This window comes from Pseudarthrobacter sp. NPDC080039 (genome assembly GCF_040702335.1).
GTDB lineage: Bacteria > Actinomycetota > Actinomycetes > Actinomycetales > Micrococcaceae > Arthrobacter > Arthrobacter enclensis_A.
The window spans coordinates 14,980-31,419 of the sequence record NZ_JBFBKY010000010.1 but is presented as its reverse complement, the minus strand read 5'-3'; the positions used below and the strand labels follow the sequence as shown (position 1 = coordinate 31,419).

14 protein-coding genes and 1 tRNA gene are annotated in these 16,440 nt (G+C 66.2%); 4 read left to right on the top strand and 11 right to left on the bottom strand.

The features are described 5' to 3' along the window. Positions 1–42: 42 nt before the first annotated feature. The 4 genes from AB0313_RS12770 to AB0313_RS12755 all read right to left on the bottom strand — a co-directional run bounded on the left by AB0313_RS12770 (position 43) and on the right by AB0313_RS12755 (position 4,071). Positions 43–1,161, bottom strand: a complete 1,119-nt coding sequence (locus tag AB0313_RS12770; RefSeq protein ID WP_366305907.1) for a glycosyltransferase family 4 protein — start codon at positions 1,159–1,161, stop codon at positions 43–45. Then, complete coding sequence (locus AB0313_RS12765; RefSeq protein ID WP_307309472.1) at positions 1,128–1,523, bottom strand: 6-carboxytetrahydropterin synthase; 396 nt, start codon at positions 1,521–1,523, stop codon at positions 1,128–1,130. Before AB0313_RS12765 ends, AB0313_RS12770 begins: the two co-directional genes overlap by 34 nt. A gap of 3 nt (positions 1,524–1,526) precedes the next feature. After that, positions 1,527–2,567, bottom strand: coding sequence for a dehydrogenase (locus AB0313_RS12760; protein WP_366305905.1), 1,041 nt, complete (start codon positions 2,565–2,567; stop codon positions 1,527–1,529). 145 nt (positions 2,568–2,712) lie between these two features. After that, positions 2,713–4,071: an acyltransferase gene (locus tag AB0313_RS12755; RefSeq protein ID WP_366305903.1), complete on the bottom strand. Its 1,359-nt coding sequence runs from the start codon at positions 4,069–4,071 to the stop codon at positions 2,713–2,715. Between the two features lie 201 nt (positions 4,072–4,272). Here AB0313_RS12755 and AB0313_RS12750 point away from each other — a divergent pair. From AB0313_RS12750 to AB0313_RS12735, 4 genes are all read left to right on the top strand, one after another. Further along, a tRNA-Ser gene (locus AB0313_RS12750) sits at positions 4,273–4,362 on the top strand. Between the two features lie 112 nt (positions 4,363–4,474). Then, positions 4,475–5,008 (top strand): hypothetical protein, encoded by a 534-nt coding sequence (locus AB0313_RS12745; protein WP_366305901.1) that lies wholly within the window; start codon positions 4,475–4,477, stop codon positions 5,006–5,008. A 310-nt stretch (positions 5,009–5,318) separates the two neighbouring features. Beyond that, positions 5,319–6,176, top strand: coding sequence for an alpha/beta hydrolase (locus AB0313_RS12740; RefSeq protein WP_366305899.1), 858 nt, complete (start codon positions 5,319–5,321; stop codon positions 6,174–6,176). A 220-nt stretch (positions 6,177–6,396) separates the two neighbouring features. Further along, positions 6,397–7,017, top strand: coding sequence for a Rho termination factor N-terminal domain-containing protein (locus AB0313_RS12735; RefSeq protein ID WP_366305897.1), 621 nt, complete (start codon positions 6,397–6,399; stop codon positions 7,015–7,017). Between the two features lie 79 nt (positions 7,018–7,096). On the opposite strand, the gene AB0313_RS12730 is transcribed toward AB0313_RS12735, so the two are convergent. The 7 genes from AB0313_RS12730 to AB0313_RS12700 all read right to left on the bottom strand — a co-directional run bounded on the left by AB0313_RS12730 (position 7,097) and on the right by AB0313_RS12700 (position 16,439). Beyond that, positions 7,097–9,352 carry a gluconokinase, GntK/IdnK-type gene (locus AB0313_RS12730; protein ID WP_366305983.1) on the bottom strand — a complete coding sequence of 752 codons (2,256 nt, stop codon included), beginning with the start codon at positions 9,350–9,352 and terminating at the stop codon, positions 7,097–7,099. Positions 9,353–9,430: 78 nt separating this feature from the next. Further along, a complete protein-coding gene (manD, locus tag AB0313_RS12725; RefSeq protein ID WP_366305895.1) occupies positions 9,431–10,660 on the bottom strand; it encodes a D-mannonate dehydratase ManD in 1,230 nt (409 codons plus the stop codon). Between the two features lie 38 nt (positions 10,661–10,698). After that, positions 10,699–12,120 (bottom strand): mannitol dehydrogenase family protein, encoded by a 1,422-nt coding sequence (locus AB0313_RS12720; RefSeq protein WP_366305893.1) that lies wholly within the window; start codon positions 12,118–12,120, stop codon positions 10,699–10,701. Next, complete coding sequence (gene uxaC / locus AB0313_RS12715; RefSeq protein ID WP_366305891.1) at positions 12,117–13,520, bottom strand: glucuronate isomerase; 1,404 nt, start codon at positions 13,518–13,520, stop codon at positions 12,117–12,119. Before uxaC ends, AB0313_RS12720 begins: the two co-directional genes overlap by 4 nt. A 3-nt stretch (positions 13,521–13,523) precedes the next feature. Next, complete coding sequence (locus AB0313_RS12710) at positions 13,524–14,429, bottom strand: sugar phosphate isomerase/epimerase family protein (RefSeq protein WP_366305889.1); 906 nt, start codon at positions 14,427–14,429, stop codon at positions 13,524–13,526. 4 nt (positions 14,430–14,433) lie between these two features. Then, a complete protein-coding gene (locus tag AB0313_RS12705) occupies positions 14,434–15,594 on the bottom strand; it encodes a Gfo/Idh/MocA family oxidoreductase (protein ID WP_366305887.1) in 1,161 nt (386 codons plus the stop codon). Then, on the bottom strand, positions 15,591–16,439 hold the full coding sequence (locus AB0313_RS12700) for a sugar phosphate isomerase/epimerase family protein (protein WP_141943796.1): 849 nt from the start codon (positions 16,437–16,439) through the stop codon (positions 15,591–15,593). Before AB0313_RS12700 ends, AB0313_RS12705 begins: the two co-directional genes overlap by 4 nt. Position 16,440: the final 1 nt, after the last annotated feature.

The following is a 16,440-nucleotide window of genomic DNA, read 5'->3' as shown; positions in this document are numbered from 1 at the left end:
GCCCAGCGGCGGCCGGCCCGCTGTTGCGCCCGGGCCGTGCCGTCAGCCCTTCGGAGCCAGTAAGGCCAGAACCTCCTCCGCTGTCCTGCTCCAGTCAGGGAGGCGCGTCCGTGCGTCCCGGGCCGCGGCCCGCCAGTTCTCCCTGGTCTCCGGATCCTCAAACCACTGGCGCAGGACCCGGCCCAGCCGCCCGGGACTCTCCTGTCCCCCTTCGGGAAGTGGCAGGGCCGCGCCGGGAAGCCAGGGGTCGCCGTCGTCCGTTGCCAGCGTCCCGAGGCCAAGCGCTTCAACCGCTCCTGTCCCGCCCCTGACCAGCACCGGGATTCCGTGGGCCACCGACTCCGTGACCGCCATGCCGAATGCTTCATGCCGGGACACTAAAAGGCTGAGGTCCGTACGTGCCCATTCGGCTTCCAGCGCGGCGCCTGCCAGTTCACCGGTGAGCAGCACCCGCTCCCCCAGCCCGCTTGCTGTGATGGCTCCCCGCACCTCCCGCGCATAGTCGGGGTCCGCCTGGTCCGAGCCCACGAATGACGCAGTCCAAGGGAGGTCCCGCACGTGGGCCAGCCCCTCCACGGCGAGCAGTTGGTCCTTGTTGGGCAGCAGCGCTGCGACCACCAGCAGGTGTGGAGGTTTGGAGCCGGTGGCCTGAGGGGCTGGGTCGACTCCCGGGAGGGCAACGGCGGGCTGCGGAAGCCCGCGTTCCGCGAGCCGGGTTGCGGCCCACGTACTGGTGCAGATCACCCCGGCTGCCGCGCGGAGGGCACGGGCTTCGCTTTCAAGGGCCGCTCGCCCGGCACTTTCCGGAACAGGCATATGTATCAGGACCCATGCTTGCCGCCCTGCGGTGGCCGCCAGTTCCAGCTCGTCCGGGGCACCAACGGCCACCAGCCCGTCCACCAGGACCACTGCCTGCCCGGGCCCTGCCGCAGGTTCCCCTGTTCCGAGGAGGGCACCAAACCGCCGTCGTTCCCCTGCGCCGGCGTCCGGCCAGCTGCCCTCGACGGCGACGACGTCCACGTCAGCGCCGAGGGCCTGCAGGCCGGCAACCAGGCGCGCGTTGTAGACGTTGCCGCCTGAACTGTGGCGGATGTTGCCCGGAACCAGCAGGCGGATGGGGCCCATGCTCAGGTGGTGAGGTCCAGCGAATAGGTGGCCCACGCATCCGGATTCTCGCGGAGGGTGACGTCGAGTCCAGCGAGTTCAGGGCCGTCCGCGGTGTCCTTGATCCTGGCGGCTACCTTCTGCGCGATGTATTCGGCGAGGGCCTCGGTGGTGGTGAGCTTGCCGTCGAAATCCGGGTGCTCGTCCAGGTTCCGGTAGTTCAGGGCGCCCAGTACGTCCTCGATGATGGTCCCGGCGGCGCCGATGTCCAGGACGATCGCGTCTTCGTTGAGGGCACGACGGCGGAACGCCACCTCGGCGACGAAGGTTGCCCCGTGCAGGCCCTGGGCAGGACCGAACGCTTCACGGGGCAGGCTGTGGGCGATCATGAAGTGGCGGCGGACGGTCAGGCTGAACATGGTTTACCTCGGGTTTCCGGAGTTGTCGGCGGCCGGGTTGGACGCACGGCTGCTGGCGGGGTACTCAACGACGTGGCAGAGGGCTTCCAGGGTGCCGTCTGCCAGGCTTTGGACGACTTCCGGCAGGTCCTCGAAGCGGGAGGAACCGGTCAGGAAGACATCGAAAACGGGATCTTTGAGCAGCGATACGGCGAGGTCCAGGCGGTCCGCGTTGGTCCGGCGGTGGCGCCGGGCGCGGGCCACCGCGCCCACCTGGCTGGCCCTGATGGACAGCCGCCGGGCGTGGAAGTCCTCGCCGAGCGGCACTGTTACCTCACGGTTCGCGTACCAGGACATTTCGATGACGTCGCCCTCATCCCCCACCAGCTGCAGGCTGCGCTCCAGCCCTCCCTGGGATGCCGAGCAATGGAAAACGATGTCGCAATCGGCCAAGGCTTCGTCAGGGTGTGCGAAGTCCACGCCCAGGCTGTCCGCGAGCTGCTTCCTGCCGGGATCAAGGTCCACCAACTGCAGCCGCTGCAGCGGGAACGTGCGCAGCAGGGTTGCCACCATGCCGCCCACCAGGCCGGCTCCGACAACGGCAATCCGGTCCCCGAGGCGCGGCCCGGCCTCCCACAGCGCGTTGACGGCCGTTTCCACCGTGCCCGTGAGGACCGCGCGCCGGGACGGAACGCCATCCGGAATCCTGGTCAGCGACTCCACCGGAACCACGTACAGGTCCTGGTGGGGGTTGAGGCAAAAGACCCGCTGCCCCTTCCACTCGTCGGGCCCCTCCTCCACGACGCCCACCGAGAGGTAGCCAAACTTCACGGGACCGGGAAACTGCCCCTGCTGGTGCGGGGCCCGCATCCGTTCCGCCACGCGTGCCGGCACCGCGCCGGCATGGACCACCATTTCGGTGCCCTTGCTGATCCCGGAGTACAGGGCACGCACCAGCGCCTCACCCGGGCCGGGGGCGGGTACCTCTTCACCTCTGAGCTCGCCGTGCTCCTTGGCGGTGGTCCAGTATGCGGTTGCGTAGATCGGTGTCTGTGAATTTGTCATCTTGCTGATGAATCTAGCCGGACGCGCATGGACGACGAAAGTCCGGCGGCGCGTGGCGGCGTTTTGGTGAGGCTGTAACCGTGGGTCCGCCGCCGTGGGCACGAGTGCGGCGGGGGCGGCGGCCGCCCCTCGGGCACACGTGTGCTTAGCGGGTCTCCTCGAGGAACTCCCGTGAATCAGCAGGCTTCGCGCCGGAAATCCCGACCGGGGACGACATGGAACCAGATCGTTCGAAGGACGCCACCTCTGCACTTGATATCCCGCCGGGCACCCCCGGGCCTCCCTTGGCGGCCCTCCCAGTAGGCTTCTTCAGCTTCATCGCCGGCCGCTCGACCAGGTAGTACGTAAGCGTGGACAACGGGAGAGCGATGGCGAGGACCAAAAGGCCGTTGAGCGGCATTGAACGGGCGTTGGATCCGAACAGCATGTCGTGGCTGATGAGCCAAAGAAGAATCGGCAGGTGCCACAAGTAGATGCTGTAGCTGATCAATCCAGTGAAACGGAACGGGAGCCACTCCAGGACCTTCGCGGCCCTGTTGGCATTGCCGTGGCGCGACGAGGGAAGGACGACGGCGAGAAGGATGAGCGCGGCCGCAATGCCTGACATATTGCTCAGGAGCGGGCGGAGCAGCGTGAAACCCGTCAACTCAACGAGGCCTGCCGCCAGAAGCAGCACGATCTTCGAACCAGTCGATACGCGGTGGACGTCGCGGTCATGGAGCTTCGCTACGACGACGGCAGCGATCATCCCGTATCCGAATAGGTCCGCTTGGCCCAGGACGCTGCGGAGGAGGACCGCTGTCCAGTTTTGCCCGAACGCGAAATCACCGGCTGCGGCCGGCGAAAGTCCGAGGGTCGCTTTGTACCCCCAGAGGGTCACGCCAACACCGAGGGCAATCATCCCAACCGGAAAACCAAAAAGCACCGCAGTCTTACTGGCACCTCGTCGGATCAACCGTGCTGACCATATGGCGATCAGGGCCAGGATGATATAGAAGCTCACCTCAGCAGTGAGCGACCATGAAACGGGAAGCCCGGTCATCACGAAGGAAGGGATCAGCATCTGCACCAGCGCGAGATTCGCCAGGATCTGCACCGGGTCCGTAATCCTGCCTATATTGTCCGGGCCCAGCCCGTGCGTGCTGCCCTTGATAAAGGCCGCCGCGAAGATGAGACCCGTGACAACGAAGATGACCACGTATGCCGGGTAGATGCGCAGCAGCCTGTTCCGGGCGTACCGGCGGATGGACGGGAGCGTCTTGTCCTCCATGAGCGTGGTGACAAAAGGCCGAAAAAGCAGGAACCCCGAAAGCACAAAGAAGAGCGTCAATCCTTGGTCCAACAGCGTGAGCAAGATACTGACGGGTCCGATCAGCACCTGGTAGGAAGCTCCAAGTCCCAGGTGATAGAGGAGGACTGAGATGGCCGCTATTCCCCTGAGCCCTTCAATGCCTGCGAGGCGGCGCCCCCAAGACGGGCGTACTTTGGTGATACTTTCCTGCATGCTGAAGCTCCCCGAAACGTCGCTTGGTCTCCGCCGGGCGTCCGCCAACCGACCGCACCAAATTCTAACGGACTTCGACGTATCCTCTGTCCTGTGCGGAGCCGGGTCGTAGGCCTTTCACGCGGTCGCCCACAACGCCCTCGCCCCCGGCGCAGCCACGTTTTGGGGATGGAGGCCTTGCTCCGGTACCCTATTCAGGTTGGTGACGTGTCCGAGCGGCCGAAGGTGCAACACTCGAAATGTTGTTTGGTGTAAAAGCCAACGTGGGTTCAAATCCCACCGTCACCGCCAAGTAGAAAGGCCCCGGTTCCCTTGTAGATCAAAGGAACCGGGGCCTTTTGCTGTACGGGGAGCGGCAATGATTGCGTGTTGTGGCAGGTGTAGCCACCATTGAAATGTGGGAGTGAAGGGCTGGCATGGCCGGCTGGCCATTGCGCTGTCCCTAATGGTCCTTCCAGGTGGAACAGCAGGGTGCTCATACGAATACGACGAACCTGTCCGCGCGTCGGCTGCCCATCCCGCGCCGGCGGCGGAGTCCCCAGCGCCATCCATCGATCCCCTGGTCCTTGAACGGGAAGTCAGGAATTACCGTGAGCTGGACCGGCTGTTAAAGGCAGTGCCGGGCCCGGCCCTCCTTTTTGAGGAGGGGCCGCTGGACGGCCCGGTCAGGGGATTTGGCACCGTGGCGGAGGTACCGGCGGCGGGACGGTACACCGTCACGGCAGCCTGTGCCGGCGCCTCCGGCGCGACGGTGTCCGTTGGGCAGGAGCATCCCGGTGCAGCTTTCCACCCCGCGGAGCTCACACTGGATTGCACGGCCGTAACAACACTGATTATCGAACTTGACCAGGGGTACGTCTTCGCGCACCTGGTGCTTCCGACCCCGGGCGATACGCCGTGGACAGGAGCAGTGGGCGGAGTACGCGTGACAGGGTAAGGCTGCCGGCCGGACAAAAGCCCCTGGCGCCCATGGCCGCACCAGGGAAGGCTGGGCCCTGAGACCGAACGGCGGACTTCCGCTCCTGGCAGGAACCCCGCAGGCAAGGCAGGAGGTTTGCGATGGCTGTGCAGCCACAGCATGGACTGCCGCCGCTGCACGCGGGCGTCTTCATCAACCCCCTCATGCCGGCCCCTCGAAACGCACCGCGATTCGCCGACCTGGGGTCCTCTCTTATGTGGGGTGCAGCGTTCGGGGTGATTGGCGCCGTCGTGCTTTTGGCCCAAAGAAGCCCCTCGCGGAGGACGACGTGAACGGCGAACCACCACGGGAACACGGCACCGAACCAGTCCTGTGGGCAGCGCGGCGTTTCACCGAGGCTTATGGCCGGGAGCTGACGGTGGGAAATGTGCAGTGGCGGTACCTGCGGGTGGGTACCGGGCCGCCAGTCCTCTGGCTCACTGGCGGTCTGCGCAGGGCTGCGCTCGGTTGCAGCTTCCTCGGGCAGCTCGCCTCGCGCCACACCGTCGTCGCCCCGGACTATCCGCCGGTGGCGCGGTTTGCAGATGTCGACGACGGCCTGTCAGCAATCCTGCACGCTGAAGGTATTGAGCGCTGCGACGTTGTTGGCCAGTCCTACGGCGGTTTGCTCGCGCAGGCATTCCTCGCTTCCCACCCCCAAATGATCCGCCGGCTGGTGTTGTCCAGCAGCGGACCGGCGGACTACGGCCTCCCCTGGGTGCCGGTACTGTCCGCAGTCGCCGCCGCGGTCCGGGTGCTGCCGAAGCGGCCGTCCGCCGCTCTTTTGGTCGCCGGCCTCAGGCGCCTGTTCCCGTCCGGCTCGGATCCCGACGGCCGGTGGGCGCAGGCGCTTAGCCACACCGTCCGGCACGACCTGACCCGCGCTGATATGGCATCCCATTTCGCCGTTGCGGCCGACGTGGCCAAAAGGCGGCTCGTACGTCCGAACCGGTTCAAACTGTGGGTGGGAACCGCAGTGGTACTCCGGGCGGAGAACGACCGCACCCAGGCCGCCAAAGACATCCCGCGTTTGCAACGCCTGCTGGGCCGGCCCGTGCGCACCATTTCCATGGGCCTCGCCGGGCACACCGCGGTCCTGCTCGAACCGGAACACTACTTGCGGTGGTTGGAGAAGGCGCTGCGCTGATCAGGGTCGCCCCGAATCAGGGCCGGCCGAAGCTTACCTTGGTTAGGAGAATCCGCTGGTACAGGCGGTGGGACTGGAAGCCGAAGCGCTCCGCCCTCCATGCCTGCCGTCCGACCCGCCACCCCGATGCTTGACGGCCGCGTCCGGTACGCGCTAAAAAGTAAGTAGCCTTATTATTTGTCGATACTGCAACAGCGTTCCGCAATAAGGAGGACATGCCGTGAGTGACAAGCCTGGTAACCAGACGCCCAACACCCCCGATGTAAGCGAAACCGAACTGCGCAACAAGAAGGTGGACGAACTCCGCCAGGAAGCCAGGGACGAACACATCTCCGGCGCTTCCGGCCTTCGCAAGGAAGAACTGGTGAAGGAAGTAGCCAAGGCCCGGCAGGATGACCACGATGGCGGCCGGGGCGGCAACAGCCGATCCGGCGGGGAAGACGCGGAGGACCTGGGAGCGGGGCCCGACGGCGGCAGGATCCGCCACGGAGATGACTCGTCCAAGTCGTTGAAGTACTCACAGGAAATCACCTCGCCCGACGAGGAGCCGGAACGTGAAGGCCGCAGCCTGGCCACCACCCACCATGAGGTCATCAAGCAGTGGGCGGAGGAACGCGGCGGTGTTCCGGCGACGGTTGACGGCACAGAACACGGGGACCACCTGGGCGTCCTGCGCATCGATTTCCGGGACAGGGACGCGAACCTGCGCGAGGTCAGCTGGGAGGAATGGTTCAAGACGTTCGACGACCGCCGCCTCAACTTCATCTACCAGGAACAACGGTCCGACGGATCCCAGTCCAACTTCTTCCGGCTGGAGAACCCGGACCGTGAAGATGCGTAAAGGACCGCGCCTAACGTACCAGCCCTGACTTAACCTGCATGAAGGAGGCGCCCCGCTGTTGCGGGGGCGCCTCCTTCAGTTACAGACGGGTATCGAACGACCCGCAAAACACGTTGTCGTTGAATGTTCCGTGGAACCCGGATTTTCCCTGGATCTTCTCCACCGCTGCCCGGATGGCCTCCCGCGTGCCCGCATGGGCGTGGATCGCCGTCTTGACCATCGGGACGTCGATCAGGTGGTTCGGCTGGTTCAGGGACACGAACACCGTGGGCACCTCCGTGACGTACCACGGAATTTCCGCGGCCATAGGTGAAGACCACTTGATCCGGATGGCCGCCTCCTGTGCAAAACCCTTCACGTTGGCAAACACAAACGCGGCATCGTACTTCTCGGCGTATTCGCCGGTGGCTTCCTCCGCCAGGACCCGCATGAAGTTCATCCCGGCCTCCCCCGACGCCTCGCGCTGCTCAGCGGTGCGGAACAGGTGCACCTGGAAGCCGGCGGCTTCCAGTTCCTCCTTCACCACCTCCAGGTACGCCAGCGGGTCCGCCCGGGTGAAGTCGGCGCCGCCCGAGATCCCGTACAGCCGGATCCGGGGGTGCGTCGCCGGAGTGATGGGCAGGTTGCCGGCCGTGTCCTTGACCAGCGTCACGGTCTTTTCCGCGATCTCTGCAGCCACCGCACGGTGCGCAGCAGATCCAATGACGTCAAGCGCTTCGGCGGGCGGCACCAGTTGGTCTGCAGCCTTCAAGTGCAGGCCCAGCGACGCCTTCAGCCCGAGGATCCGCCGCAGCGCGTCGTGGAGCCGCTGCTCGGTGATGATCCCGGACTTGTACCCGTCCAGCATGTACTGGAAGTCCTCGGCCGGGTTCCGGAAGAACAGGAACATGTCGCAGCCGGCTGCGATCGTGGCCGGTACCAGGTCCCTGCGTTTCTTCGCCTGGGTCAGGCCAACCATGAGCGAAGCGTCGGTGAGCACCAGCCCGTTGAACCCCAGTTCCCCGCGCAGCAGGTCCTGCAGCAGTTCCGGAGAAAGCGTGGCAGGCAGGATCTCGGCGTCGGACATGCGTGGCCGGAAATGCCGGGAAACCGCCGGTGCCCCGATGTGGCCCACCATGATGGACTGCACGCCGTGCGCAATCATTTCCCGGTACACGTGCCCGTACGTCCGGTCCCAGTCCTCGTAAGTGAGGGTGTTGTAGGACGTCACCACGTGCTGGTCCCGTTCGTCCACGCCGTCACCGGGGAAATGTTTGATGGCACATGCCGTGGGTGATTCGCTGATCCCGTCGAAGTACTCCTTGGCCCGTTCCACCACGATCTCCGGTGTGTTGCCGAAGGACCGGGTGGAAATGACCGTGTTCCGCCAGTTGTAGTGGATGTCCACGATCGGTGCGAACGCCCAGTTGCAGCCCAGTGCCGCCGTCTCCACTCCCGCAACCCTGCCCATCTGCCGGGCAATGTTCTTGTCCGGGTGGGAACCTGCCTGCAGGTGCGTGCACACGAACGTGCCGTCGTCGCAGCTGCCCGCCCCGCCCATCTCCGGGTTGGAGGCAACCAGCAAGGGGACACGGGACTTGGACTGCGCATACCGGATGTGGTCCTGCACAGCAGCCGACGGCCCCGGGCGGTACCGCATGCCGCCCACATGGAAGTTCTCCAGCACGCCGTCGAGGTACTCCGGGGAGTAGTCGTTGTTGTGGTTGATGAACAGCTGCCCGATTTTCTCCTCGAGCGTCATGGCACCAAGGGTTCCCTCCACCCAGGCGATGGCGTCGGCGTCGAGATTGAACGGCGATGCGGCAAGGTCGACGTCGAACTGCCGTGCCCGGGTGCTTGGCACACCGTTGGCAGGAGGTACGACGGCGGCAATTCCCTTGAGTGCCTCAGCCACCACCTCGGGAACGGGCGCGGCGATGTCCACCACCACTCCCCGTTCGTCCTCCTGCAGGGGCTGCAGCGTGGCGAGTTGGGAGTCCAGCAGGGCAGCGGGCATGAAGTGGCCCGACCTGCCGGCGATCCGCTGGGACAGGACCTCCCTGCTGCCGTTGAGGTGCAGGAAGATGGTGTCCGGCGCGTGTTCCCGGATGGCGTCGCGGTAGCTTCGCTTGAGGGCGGAGCACGCCAGGACCAGTCCGCCGTCACCGGCGGCGGCCAGTTCGCGGCCCACGATCGCCAGCCAGGGCCAGCGGTCCTCGTCCGTCAAAGGTGTGCCGGCTGCCATCTTGGCCACGTTGGCTACGGGGTGGAGGGAGTCGCCGTCAAGGAACGGGACGCCCAGTTCCCGGGCTACGAGGCCGCCCACTGTGGTCTTGCCGCAGCCCGAGACGCCCATGACCACCACACGGGGTCTGGCGGGGGCGGGATTATTGATGCTCACCGAAGTTGTCCTTCTTGCCTGTCGTGGCGGGTGTTACCAGTCATGCACGGTGCCGTCGACGAGGCGGTTGTAGGGCAGGTAGGCCTGCTGGTAGGGGTAAGCCTTGGCGGCTTCCTCGTTGAACTCAACCCCGATCCCGGGGTTGTTGCCGGGGTGCAGGTACCCGTCCACGAACGTCATGGACTGCTCAAAGACCTCGTTCGTCCGGGCCGAGTGCTGCATGTACTCCTGGATCCCGTAATTATGGATCGCCAACCCCACATGCAGCTGCGCCGCGAACCCCACCGGCGAAATATCCGTCGGCCCATGGAACCCGGACTTAATCTGGTACTGCGCCGCGAAATCCATCACCTTCTTCAACGGGGAAATCCCGCCAAAATGCGTCGACGCCGCCCGGACGTAGTCGATCAGCTGCTCCTTGATCAGCGTCTGGTAATCCCACACGGTGTTGAAGATCTCCCCGATCGCCAACGGCGTCGTGGTGTGCTGCCGCACCAGGCGCAAACCCTCCTGGTTCTCCGCCGGGGTGCAGTCCTCCAACCAGAACAAGTCATACGGCTCCAACGCCTTGCCCAGCTTCGCGGCCTGGATCGGCGTCATCCGGTGATGCCCGTCATGCAGCAACGGGATCTCCGGACCAAACTCATTCCGGACCGCCTCAAACACACCAGGCAGGTGCCGCAGGTACGCGCGGGTGTCCCAGTCCTCTTCCTGCGGGAACGCACCCCGGCCGGCCGGCTCGTAGTCATACCGCTCCCCCGACGCCTGCGCCTGCGCCGCCACACCGTAGACAGCCTTGATCCCGGGCACCGCCGTCTGGATCCGGATCGACTTATAGCCCAACTCCAAATGCTCCCGCACCGAATCAAACAACGACTCAATATCGGACCCCGACGCGTGCCCGTACGCCCGCAACCCGTTCCGCGACGCACCACCGAGCAGCTGGTACACCGGCATTCCCGCCAGCTTGCCCTTGATATCCCACAGCGCCATATCCACCGCAGCGATCGCCGCCATCGTCACCGGACCACGCCGCCAATACGCACTCCGGTACAGGAACTGCCACGTATCCTCAATCCGGTGCGGATCCTTCCCGATCAGCAACTGCGCCACATGCTCCCGCAAATACGCGGCAACAGCCAACTCACGGCCATTCAGCGTCGCATCACCAATACCCGTCACACCATCCTCGGTAGTAATCCGGAGCGTCACAAAGTTCCGGGACGGACTGGTCACAAACACATCGGCGGCAATGATCTTCATGGGGTTCAACTGTTCCTTCCGGAAGTAAAAAGCAGGGTCTAAAGAGGGGTGGAAGCGGCGGTTTTGGCTATGAAGGTGCCGCACAGGCCGGAGACCATGTCCACAATGCCGGGGTCATCAGCTATGTCTGCGCTGACCAGGCGGAGCAGGGCCTGGACCCGTTCAATGCCCTCGAGTTCATTGGCCGCGCGGATCTCCGAAGCCAGCGGATCCTGGAACTCCCGGGTGGCACCCGCGTAGTCAATCCAGGCGGCAAGCATCAGGGCACTGCCGGCGCCGTTCCGGCCGCTTGACCGTTCCGCCGCCAGGACGGGGACGGCGCGCATGCGTAGTTTGGTGGTCCCGTCGGCCGCGATCTGCGCCAGCCGGTGGGCGATCCGGGCGTTGCCAAAGCGCTCCAGCAGCGCCTGCCGGTACGCAGGAATGTCCAGGCCTTCCGCATGCAGGTGGTGCGCGGCTTCGTCCCAGAAATCCTCCACTGCCTTCCGGCACACGGAATCACCCAGCGCTTCGGCGACGGTGCCGTGCCCGCGCAACTGCCCGGCATACGCCAGGATCGAATGCGAACCGTTCAACAGCCACAGCTTCCGGTTCTCGTACGGTTCGATGTCATCCACCACCACCGCGCCGGCGTCCTCCCAGCGTGGCCGCCCGGCAGGGAAGTCCCCGCTGAGCACCCAGTTCCGGAACGGCTCTGCCACCACCGGCGAGCTGTCACGGTAACCGCACTGCTCCGCTACCTCGGCGATGTCGGCGTCGGTGGTCCTCGGCGTAATCCGGTCCACGGAGGTGCTGACAAAGCTGGCATTCGCCTCGATCCACTCCGCCAGCCCGGTTCCCCACGCGGACGCCAGGCCCAGGATTGCCCGCCGCGCAACGTCGCCGTTGGCGGAAAGGTTGTCACAGCTGACGACGGCGAGTGGGCCGGCGCCGCTGTCGCGGCGCCTGGCGAGGGCCAGCACGAGGCGGCCCAGAGGTGTACCGGGCGCTGCGCCCGCCGCCCCGGTTTCCCCGGACGCCGCCGCCGACAGCGCGCGGAGGTCTTCCGCCACAGCCGGTGCCCCGGCGTCGAACGTTCCGTCCGCGGCCAGCCCGTAGGCTGCCTCGGTGATCGTCAGCGTGACGATCGCCGTTTCCTTTGCGGCCAGCAGCTCACACAGGCGCCCCACATCGGCCCCGTCCGCCGCCTCCACGATGCTGCCGATGACTTCGAAGCTGTCGCCGCCGGCCGACCGCTCCACCAGGGTGTAGAGGCAGTCCTGGGCAGAGAGCGCTTCAGCGGCATCGGGGCGCCGCCCCGTGAACGCGGCGATGCCCCACTCAGCCGCGTCCCCCGCATGCTGGGTGTACCAGGCCTGATGGGAGCGGTGGAACGCCCCCAGCCCGAGGTGCACGATCCGCACCGGAGCCTTGGGCAGCGGTTTGAGGTTGCGGTTGAGTACAGGCGGCGCGCCATTCATAGCTTGAACACCCGCCGTGGTGCGGCGTCGATGATGTCCACGATCAGGTCGTGCGCCCGTTCCTCGCTGATCCGGTGCTCGGCGACCAGCCGGGCCAGGAAGGACGCCTCGATCCGCCGGGCGGTGTCGTGGCGGGCCGGGATGGAGCAGAATGCCCGGGTGTCGTCAATGAAGCCCGAGGACCGCGAGAACCCTGCCGTCTCCGTGACCGCGGACCGGAAACGCAGCATGGCATCCGGCGCATCGAGGAACCACCACGGGGCGCCGAGGTACACCGAGGGGTAGAACCCGGCCAGCGGCGCCAATTCACGCGAGAACACGGTCTCGTCAAGGGTGAACAGGACCAGGTGGAAGTCCTTGGCCGTCCCGAAGTCCTGCAGGAGCGGCCGCACCGCCTCCGTGTAATTGACCGCCACCGGAATGTCATGGCCGGTGTCGGCGCCGAAGGCCTCAAACGTGGGCGCGTGGTGGTTGCGAAACGAGCCGGGATGGATGGTCATGACCAGGCCGTCCTCCACGGACATCCGGGCCATCTGGTAGATCATGTGGGCTTCAAAGGCGTCCCTGTCAGCAGCAGTCGCCTGTCCGGACCGGCCCCGCTCGAAAAGCCGCTCCGCCTCGCCGTCGTCCAGCTTCAGGGTGGCGGGCGTGAAGACTCCGTGGTCCGCGGACACCGCGCCGCGCTCCACGAAGTGGCGGCGCCGCGCCTCCAGGGCCCTGAGGTAGGCCGCATAGCCGCTGGCGCCCTCCCCCGCAGAGCCGATCAGGCGTTCCACGTTGTCCTGCCACGCCGGGTGCGCCATGTTCAGGTACTGGTCCGGCCGGAAGGTGGGAAGCACTCTGGCTGCAAACGAGGGGTCTGCGTGCAGGGCGGCGTGGCTGTCCAGCGAGTCCAGGGGGTCGTCGGTGGTGGCGAGCACCTCGATGTTGAATTCCTTGAACAGCTCGCGCGGCCGGAACCCCGGCTCCGAAAGTTTGGCCTGCAGTGCGTTGTAGAGCCGGTCGGCGTTGTCCGCGGACGGTTCATCACCGATCCCGAAGACATGGGCGAACTCCTGCCGGATCCAATAGCCCGAGGCTGTTCCCTCAAAGTTGGGCCAGGCCTCGCAGAAACGGCGCCACACCTGCCGCGAATCCGCGGGCTGGGTTCCCAGCCCCAACTGGTCCATGGGCACACCGCCGGCGTGGATCAGCCGGGTGACGTAGTGGTCCGGGGTGACCAGGAGGGCGGCCGGGTCTGGGAACGGTGTGTTCTGTTCGATGACTGCCGCATCCACGTGGCCGTGCGGGGAGATAATCGGCAGCCCCTCCACCTTCTTGAAGAGGGACCGTGCAATCTCCCGGACACCGGGATCCGCCGGCAGCAGCCGGTCCGGATGGTCCGCTATTGGCTGGCTCATTGCTCAACGCCTCCCTGCCGCGACGGAGAGCCCTGCCAGGGCGGCCGTGGAGCGGAGGTAGTCAAGGTTGTCCGCAGTACGTTCGGCTAACGGGAGTTCGGTGGAGAAGTCCTCCACGGTGACCCACCCGTCATACCCGAAGGCTGCGAGCGCCTTGAAGTACTGAAGCACGCTGCCCTGGCCCGAACGGAGCGGAGCCCACTCGTTGCGGTAGACGGCGGCGCCGGACTCATCGGTGTCCCCGCTGTTGACCCAGACCGCGTTCTTGACGTGCACGTGGGCCAGGTAGTCGCCGAGGAGTTCGAAGGCGGGAAGGTAGTCCTCCTGTCCTTCAATGAGGAGATTGCCCAGGTCGTGGATGACTCCAACGTGCTGCGGGTCCAGCCCTTCGAGCAGCCGGAGCGCTGAGGACGCGGAAGCGGTGATGGTCCGGTGGTGCAGCTCCACCAGGGCCTTCACGCCGTGGTGCGCAGCCCGCTCGGCGATCCACTCGAAATCGCGGCGGGCTGCGGCAAAGAGCTCCGGGTAGGGCGTGCCGCTGGCCGGCTCGTTGCCCCACGCCGCGGTGCCCAGTGGAAGGGTGGTCACCCGGACCTTTTCCGCGCCCAGCCGGGCAGTGGCGGTGAGCATGCGGTCCACGTCCGCGTGGTTGTCGCACCGTGCGTACCCTCCGATGCCGGAGAACTGTAGTCCGGCACCGCCGGTGATTGCAGCGATGCGGTCCAGGTGGTCTTCCATTCCGGCCAGCGGGACAGTGGCCCTGTTGCCGGCCCAGAAGCCCGGTTCGGCGGCGTCGGCCTGGTCGGTGATGCGCCATTCGACGCCGTCCCAGCCCTGCTCTGCGAGGTGCTGGACCGCCTCTTCAGGTGTCCACTCGGGGGTTGATGCAGTGAATACTGAAAACTTCATGGCCTCAGGCGCTTTCTGCCGCGGTGCCGGTGCGGACTTCGAGGTCGTTGTACTTGCCCGCCAGGACATCGTCGAAAAGGACGGGCTGGCCGAGGGTGGCGGAGACGTAGACGGAACGCACGGCGGCGAGCGCGTTGACCGCGTCACTGACCGTGACACCGGGCTGCCGCCCCGCTGCGATGGCGGCCAGGATGTCCCGGTACTGCCGGACGTGCCCGGCAGGGTACGTGGTGGGGTCCGCGGCCTTGTAGTCCTCCTCCGGGTACTTGGCCAGTTCCTCATCCGCCTGGTTGCCCCCGCCCTGGAGGCCCATGTCCGCGGACTCGCCCCCGGCGTCCCTGCTGTGGAAGTACTGCAGCCGGTCGTTGTCCACGACGGCCGATCCTTCGGATCCCATGAGCTGGACGCGGACGGTCAGCCCGGGGTAGGCGGCGGTGGTGGCGTGCAGGACTGCCAGTCCGCCGTTTTCGAAGGTGACGGTGGCAACGGCGGTGTCTTCCACTTCGATGCGGTCGTGCGCCAGCCGGGCGGTGTGCGCGTGGATTTCCACTGGGCGTCCCATGAACCAGAGCAGCAGGTCCACCGTGTGGACGCCCTGGTTCATGAGGGCGCCGCCGCCGTCCATGGCCCAGGTGCCGCGCCAGTCGCCGGAGTCGTAATAGCCTTGGCTGCGCCACCAGGCCACGGACGCGATGGCCGACGTCAGCCGGCCCAAGCGGCCCTTGGCGACGGCGTCCGCGACAGCCACGCTGGATTGGTCGAACCGGTGCTGGCTGATGACCGAGGCCACGATTCCCTTGCCTGCCGCTTCCTTGGCCGCGGCTTCAATTTCCTGGGCCCGCGTCAGGTCCACATCGAGGGGCTTTTCGATCACTACGTGCTTGCCCGCGGCCAGGACTTCCAGGCCCTGCTGGATGTGGAGGCCGCTGGGAGTTGCCAGCGCCACGAGGTCGATGTCCTCCGCCGCGAAGGCGTCCGCCAGCGTGGTGAACTGCGGCGGCCGCTGGCTGCCCTGCTGCTCAATGAAGTCGGCGAGCGCTTCGGCCGCCGCCGGGATGGCGTCGACGAGGGCGACAATGCGCACCTCCGGGAATGACTGGAGGGCTACGGCGTGGGTGCGGCCAATGACGCCGCACCCGGTGATGGCTACGTTCAGGGTGCTCATGCGGTCTGGACTCCTGCTTCTGCGGTGACTTTTGCGAAGGCTCGTGCTGCAATGCCGAAGGCGGTGGGGCCGGAGAACCCGCCCAGGCCGTGGGCACCGGCCAGGTGCGGTTCCAGGGAGGCGAAGCCCTGGTAGCCATCGGCCTTCAGCGCCTCGACGGTGCGGAGCACGTCCCCGTCCCCCTCACCGGCCGGAACAACGTGGGCGTTGGCGAAGAGGGCGTCCTTGACCTGCAGGTACTCCAGGTGCGGGCGGAGTTTCGCGTAGCCCTCATCGAAGGGTTTGACCCCCACCTGGACGAAGTTGGCGGCGTCCCAGGCCACCTTCAGGGCGGGAGAGTTGACGGTCTCGATGATGTCCAGGACCCGGTCCGGGACGTCCCCGAAGATGTCCTTTTCGTTTTCATGCAGGAGGATTACGCCGGCTTCCTCAGCGACATCGGCGAGCGCCCGCATTCGCTCCATGACGGCGTCGCGGATGCTCTCCACCGGCACGGACTCCCCGTAGTAGAAGGAGAAGATGCGGATGTACTTCGCACCCAGGACCTTAGCGGCGTTGACCGCCCGGCGCAGCCGCTCCACTTCGTGTTCCACGGGGAGGCTGACGTCCACCTTCCCGATGGGGGATGCGATGGCCGAGACCTGCATGCCCTTTTCGTTCAGCAGGGTGGCCAGGGCCTGGAGCTGGTCGTCGTTGAGGTCCACGATGTTGGTGCCCCACGCGCTGCGGACCTCGATGTGGTTGGCGCCGAGCGCCTGCAGCACCGCGATCTGGACTGCGGGGTCGTCGTCGATCTCGTCGCCGAATCCTGACAGCTGCCACGTGACCTGGGTGGTCGAAACCATG